4 protein-coding genes are annotated in these 5,460 nt (G+C 73.8%); all 4 read left to right on the plus strand.

The window, feature by feature from the left end; genetic code table 11:
- Positions 1-134 precede the first annotated feature (134 nt).
- Positions 135-1,082 (plus strand): NAD kinase, encoded by a 948-nt coding sequence (locus PROKR_RS04665; protein WP_245605698.1) that lies wholly within the window; start codon positions 135-137, stop codon positions 1,080-1,082.
- Between the two features lie 8 nt (positions 1,083-1,090).
- Positions 1,091-2,845 carry a DNA repair protein RecN gene (gene recN / locus PROKR_RS04670; protein WP_036960034.1) on the plus strand — a complete coding sequence of 585 codons (1,755 nt, stop codon included), beginning with the start codon at positions 1,091-1,093 and terminating at the stop codon, positions 2,843-2,845.
- 5 nt (positions 2,846-2,850) lie between these two features.
- Positions 2,851-4,074 (plus strand): putative cytokinetic ring protein SteA, encoded by a 1,224-nt coding sequence (gene steA / locus PROKR_RS04675; RefSeq protein ID WP_084800244.1) that lies wholly within the window; start codon positions 2,851-2,853, stop codon positions 4,072-4,074.
- Positions 4,075-4,163: 89 nt separating this feature from the next.
- Positions 4,164-5,189 carry a copper transporter gene (locus tag PROKR_RS04680; protein ID WP_051432670.1) on the plus strand — a complete coding sequence of 342 codons (1,026 nt, stop codon included), beginning with the start codon at positions 4,164-4,166 and terminating at the stop codon, positions 5,187-5,189.
- Positions 5,190-5,460 lie beyond the last annotated feature (271 nt).

Consider the following 5,460-nt stretch of genomic DNA (forward strand, 5'->3'; position numbering starts at 1 on the left):
GGGCGGCCCGGCCGCCCGCCCGAGCCGCCGGCCGTCGTCGTGCACGGCGGGGAGGAGACCGGCACAGAGGCCGAACCGACGCCGGACGCGCCGAAGACACAGCAGCACACCGACGAGCAGAAGGAGCCCAGCCCGTGACCCGGCGAGTGCTCATCGTGACCCATGGCGGCCGCCCCCAGGCAGTCGCGGCGCTGGCGGAGGCCCTGCGCGAGCTGAAGGCCGCGGGCTTCGAGTACACGCTGCACGACGACGCGCTCGCCGAGGAGTTCGGCGATCACATGGCGGCCAAGCGCGTCGCCGAGGGCGTGCACAACGCCGAGGCCGTGATGGTGCTCGGGGGCGACGGCACGATCCTGCGCGCCGCCGAGCTGACGCGGGGCACCGACGTGCCGCTGCTGGGTGTGAACCTGGGGCACGTGGGCTTCCTCGCGGAGTCCGAGCGCGAGGACCTGCGTGCCGCCGTCCAGCGGCTCGTGGCCCACGACTACGACGTGGAGGAGCGGGCCACGGTCGACGTCACGGTGCACCTGCCCGGCACGGCGGAGCCCGTGGTCGGGTGGGCGCTGAACGAGGCGACGGTCGAGAAGGCGTCGCGCGACCGCATGCTCGAGGTCGCGATCGGGGTGGACGGCCGCCCGCTGCTCTCGTTCGGCTGCGACGGCGTGGTGATGTCCACCGCCACGGGTTCGACGGCGCACGCCTTCTCGGGTGGCGGCCCCGTCATCTGGCCCGACGTCGACGCCGTGCTCATGGTGCCGCTGTCCGCGCACGCGCTGTTCGCGCGGCCGCTGGTCATCGGCCCCCGGTCGCGGTACACGGTCGACGTGCTGCCGCAGTCGACGGTCGAGGGGGTGCTGACCTGTGACGGGCGCCGGGAGATCCGGCTGCCCCGCGGATCTCGCGTCGTGGTGCGTCAGGGGGGTACGGTGCGCCTCGCACGGCTGTCGAACGCGCCGTTCGCGGACCGCCTCGTCTCCAAGTTCAACCTGCCCGTGTCGGGCTGGCGGGACCGCGTCGGGTCCGGGCACGTCGAGGTGCAAGATGTACCTTCTGACCCAGCCGACACCACACCAGAGACCTAAGGAGTCAGGTGCTCGAGGAGATCGCTATCGAGAACCTGGGCGTCATCCGCTCGGCCCGGGTACCCCTGTCGGACGGCCTGACCGTCATCACGGGCGAGACGGGCGCGGGCAAGACGATGGTGCTCACGGGGCTGAACCTGCTCATGGGCGCCAAGGCCGACCCCCAGTCGGTGCGCCCGGGCGCGTCGTCGGCCGCGGTCGAGGGGCGGGTCCGCGTCTCCGGGCGCGACGCCGTGCTGGAGCGCGTCGACGAGGCGGGCGGCGAGGTGGAGGACGACGGCACCGTCGTCATCCTGCGCACCATCGCCGACGGCCGCTCGCGGGCCCACCTGGGCGGCCGGGCCGTGCCGCAGGGCGTGCTCGCGGAGATCGCCGAGGACCTGTTCACCGTGCACGGTCAGGCCGACCAGCTCCGGCTGCGCACGGCGGCCAAGCAGCGCGACGCGCTCGACACGTTCGTGGGTCCCGCGCACCAGCGCGTCCTCGCCGCCTACCGCACCGCGTGGAGCGAGCGGGGCGGCCTGCTCACCGAGATCGCCGACCTGGAGGCGCGGGGCGCCGAGCGCGCCCGCGAGGTGGAGCTGCTGCGCATCGGCCTGGAGGAGATCGAGCGCGTCGACCCGCAGTCGGGCGAGGACGCGGAGCTGCAGGCCCTGATCGAGCGCCTGTCCAACGCGGAGGGCCTGCGCACGGCCGCGACCGAGGCGCACGAGGCCGTCGCGGGCGAGGATGCCGACGGTGCGCGCGAGAACGCGATCGCCCTGGTGGAGCGGGCGCGCCGCGCGCTCGACGCCGCGGCACACTCCGACGCCGCGCTCGGCGTCCTGGCCACGCGGTTCGCCGAGGTGGGCTACCTCCTCTCGGACGTGGCGACCGACGTCGCCGCCTACGTCGACGACCTGCAGGCCGACCCCGCCGGGCTGGAGACGGCGCACAACCGCATGGCGGAGCTGAACGCCCTGACCCGCTCCTACGGCGAGACCATCGATGAGGTGCTGCAGTGGGCCAGCGACGCGGGCCTGCGCCTGCTCGACCTGGACGACGGCGGCGACCGCCTCACCTCGATGCGGGCGCGCGTGGCCGAGCTGGACGGCGAGCTGGCCCGGCTGGCCGAGATCCTCACCGCCGAGCGCACCCGCGGCGCGTCCGAGCTGGCCGAGGCCGTGACGAACGAGCTGCACGGCCTCGCGATGGGCGGCGCGCACCTCGTGGTCACGGTGGAGCCGCTCGACCAGCCCGGCCCGTTCGGCGGCGACCAGGTCACCTTTCTGCTCGTGCCGCACCCGGGAGCTCCGGAGCGACCGCTCGGCAAGGGCGCCTCCGGCGGTGAGCTCTCGCGCGTGATGCTCGCGCTCGAGGTCGCCCTGGCGACGTCGGGCGGCGCGGCCGCGGCCCGTACGGCCGAGACCCCGCGCAGCACCTTCGTCTTCGACGAGGTCGACGCCGGCGTCGGCGGCCGGGCCGCGGTCGAGGTGGGCCGCCGGCTGGCCCAGCTCGGGCGAAGCACCCAGGTGGTCGTGGTGACCCACCTGGCACAGGTCGCCGCGTTCGCGGACGCCCACCTCGTGGTCACCAAGAGCTCGGACGGCGACGCCGGTTCGGCGGACGGCGACGACGGCATGATCACGGTCACGGGTGTGCGCGAGGTCACCGCGGACGCGCGCGTCCGTGAGCTGGCCCGCATGCTGTCCGGCCAGGACGACTCGGAGACGGCGCGTACCCACGCCCTGGAGCTCCTGGAGTCGTCGGTCGTGGGACGATAGAGCGGATGAAGCTGATCTCCCGACCCGAGAAGCGCGCCGACAAGAGCGCCGCGAAGAGTGCACCGGACCCCGCTCCGGTGCTGCCGCAGGCCGTGGCGCACGGCCCCGCCCGGATCGGAGCTCGCACCAAGGAGCTCACGTCCCGGCTGAACCACGGCGACGTCGCCGTGATCGACCACGTCGACATCGACCGCGTTGCCGCCGACGCGCTGGTCGCCGCGGCCCCCGTGGCCGTCCTGAACGCCGCGCCGTCCACGTCCGGCCGGTACCCGAACACGGGGCCGGAGATCCTGGTCGAGGCCGGCATCGTCCTCGTGGACGACCTCGGTCCCGCGGTCATGGCCATCGACGAGCACGCCGAGGTCGAGATCGTGGGCGGCGAGATCGTCGTCGGCGGCGAGGTCGTGGCCACGGGCACGCACCAGACGCCGCGCACGGTGGCCGCGAGCATGGCCGCGGCCCGCGAGGGGCTGTCGGCGGAGATCGAGCGGTTCGCCGAGAACACGATGACCTACCTGCGCCGCGAGCGGGACCTCCTGCTCGACGGCGTGGGGGTGCCCGACATCCGGACCGACATCGACGGCCGGCACGTGCTGATCGTGGTGCGCGGGTACCACTACCGGGAGGACCTGGCGCAGCTACGGTCCTACATCCGGGAGAACCGGCCGGTCCTGATCGGCGTGGACGGCGGCGCGGACGCGATCATCGACGCGGGCTGGCAGCCCGACATGATCGTGGGCGACATGGACTCCGTCTCCGACCGGGCCCTGGCCTGCGGTGCGGAGATCGTGGTGCACGCCTACCGCGACGGCAAGGCCCCCGGGCTGGAGCGCGTCAAGGCGCTCGGCGTGGAGCCGGTCGTCTTCCCCGCCACGGGGACCAGCGAGGACATCACGATGCTGCTGGCCGACGACAAGGGCGCCGAGCTCATCGTCGCCGTCGGCACGCACGCCACCCTCGTGGAGTTCCTGGACAAGGGGCGCTCGGGCATGGCCTCGACCTTCCTCACGCGGCTCCGCGTGGGCGGCAAGCTCGTGGACGCCAAGGGCGTGTCCCGGCTGTACCGCACGCGGATCTCGAACACCCAGCTCACGCTGCTGTCCGGCGCGGGGGTCGCGGCGGTGCTCGCGGCACTCGCCTCGACGTCGGCCGGGCAGACATTCTTCGGCCTGATCGGGGCACGGTTCGACGACGTGGTGTCCTGGATCGGTACCCTGTTCGGCGGCTGACCTGCTGGGATGCCCTCCCGCACGCCAAACCGCCCCGACCTGACGCCGGGCCGCCCCGCCCGGAACATGCTTAAGGACTCCTCCCTACCGTGATCGACTTCCGATACCACCTCGTCTCGCTCATCTCCGTCTTCCTCGCCCTCGCCGTCGGCATCATCCTCGGTGCCGGCCCCCTGCAGGGCGCGATCGGGGAGACCCTGACCGAACAGGTGGACGCGCTGCGCGCCGAGCGCAGCGACCTGCGCACCGAGCTGGACGCCACCCAGAACGCCCTGGACGGCGACGAGCGCTACATCGAGGCGGTCGGCACCCAGCTGGTGACCGGGTCGCTGGAGAACGAGCGTGTCGCGGTGGTGCAGCTCGGCGAGGTCTCGCAGGACGTCCACGACGGCGTGCTGAACCAGCTCGACACGGCGGGCGCCACGGTGGTGTCCAAGACCGAGCTGACCGACGCCTGGACCGACCCCGAGGAGGAGTCGACGCGCGAGACCGTCGCCGAGGGCCTGCGTGCCGGCCTCGGCGACGCCGTCCCGGAGAACGACGACCCGAGCGCGGTGCTCGGCGCCGCGCTGGCCGTCGCGCTCACGGGCGACGACGGCGGCAGTGACCGCAGCTCGCAGGCCACCGACCTGGAGAACCAGCTCGAGCGCTTCGGATTCGTGGAGCCGGGCGAGGAGCAGACCGAGGCCGCGGAGGCGCTGGTGCTGCTCGTGGGTCCCGCGGGCCAGCCGCAGGAGACGGCCGACGGCGCCACCGAGGAGGCGGAGCCGACGCCGGACGTCTGGACCGCCGTCACGCAGGCCGCCCAGGAGGTCTCCGGCGCGGCCGTGCTCGCGGGGCCGACGGACGACCCGGGCGACGCCGTGCAGGCCGTGCGGGACAACGAGGAGCTCGCCGCCGAGGTCAGCACCGTCAGCGGCATCGACCGGCTCACGGGCCGCATCAACGTGCCCCTCGCCGTCGCGGCCCGCCTGGACGGCGTCGTGGGGCAGTACGGGTTCGAGGACGACGCGACGCTGGTGCTGCCGCCGGCCACCGACGGAGCCGGTGGCGGGACGACCGACGGCGCCACCGAAGGGGTCACTGACGGCGCCACCGACGGGGCCGCTGGCTGAGCCGGTACACGTAGGGCCTGAGCCGCCAGCCGGTTCAGGGCGCAGACTCGAAGCGCAGGGTCGACGACCCGACCGAAACGGACTTGAGGGGTAGTCATGGGTGCAGGCAGGTTCATCGTCGCGGGCGTCGTGGCCGGTGTCGCGACCGCGGTCGCACGCCGCAAGCTCGACGAGCGGGTCGCCGAGGGCGGCCTCGGCGGGGACAGGACGTGGACGCGGACCAACCACCGCGGCGAGCCGATCAGCCTGCTGGAGGGCCCCGCGGTGACCG

The sequence above is a fragment of the Promicromonospora kroppenstedtii DSM 19349 genome, assembly GCF_000515355.1.
Lineage (GTDB): Bacteria > Actinomycetota > Actinomycetes > Actinomycetales > Cellulomonadaceae > Promicromonospora > Promicromonospora kroppenstedtii.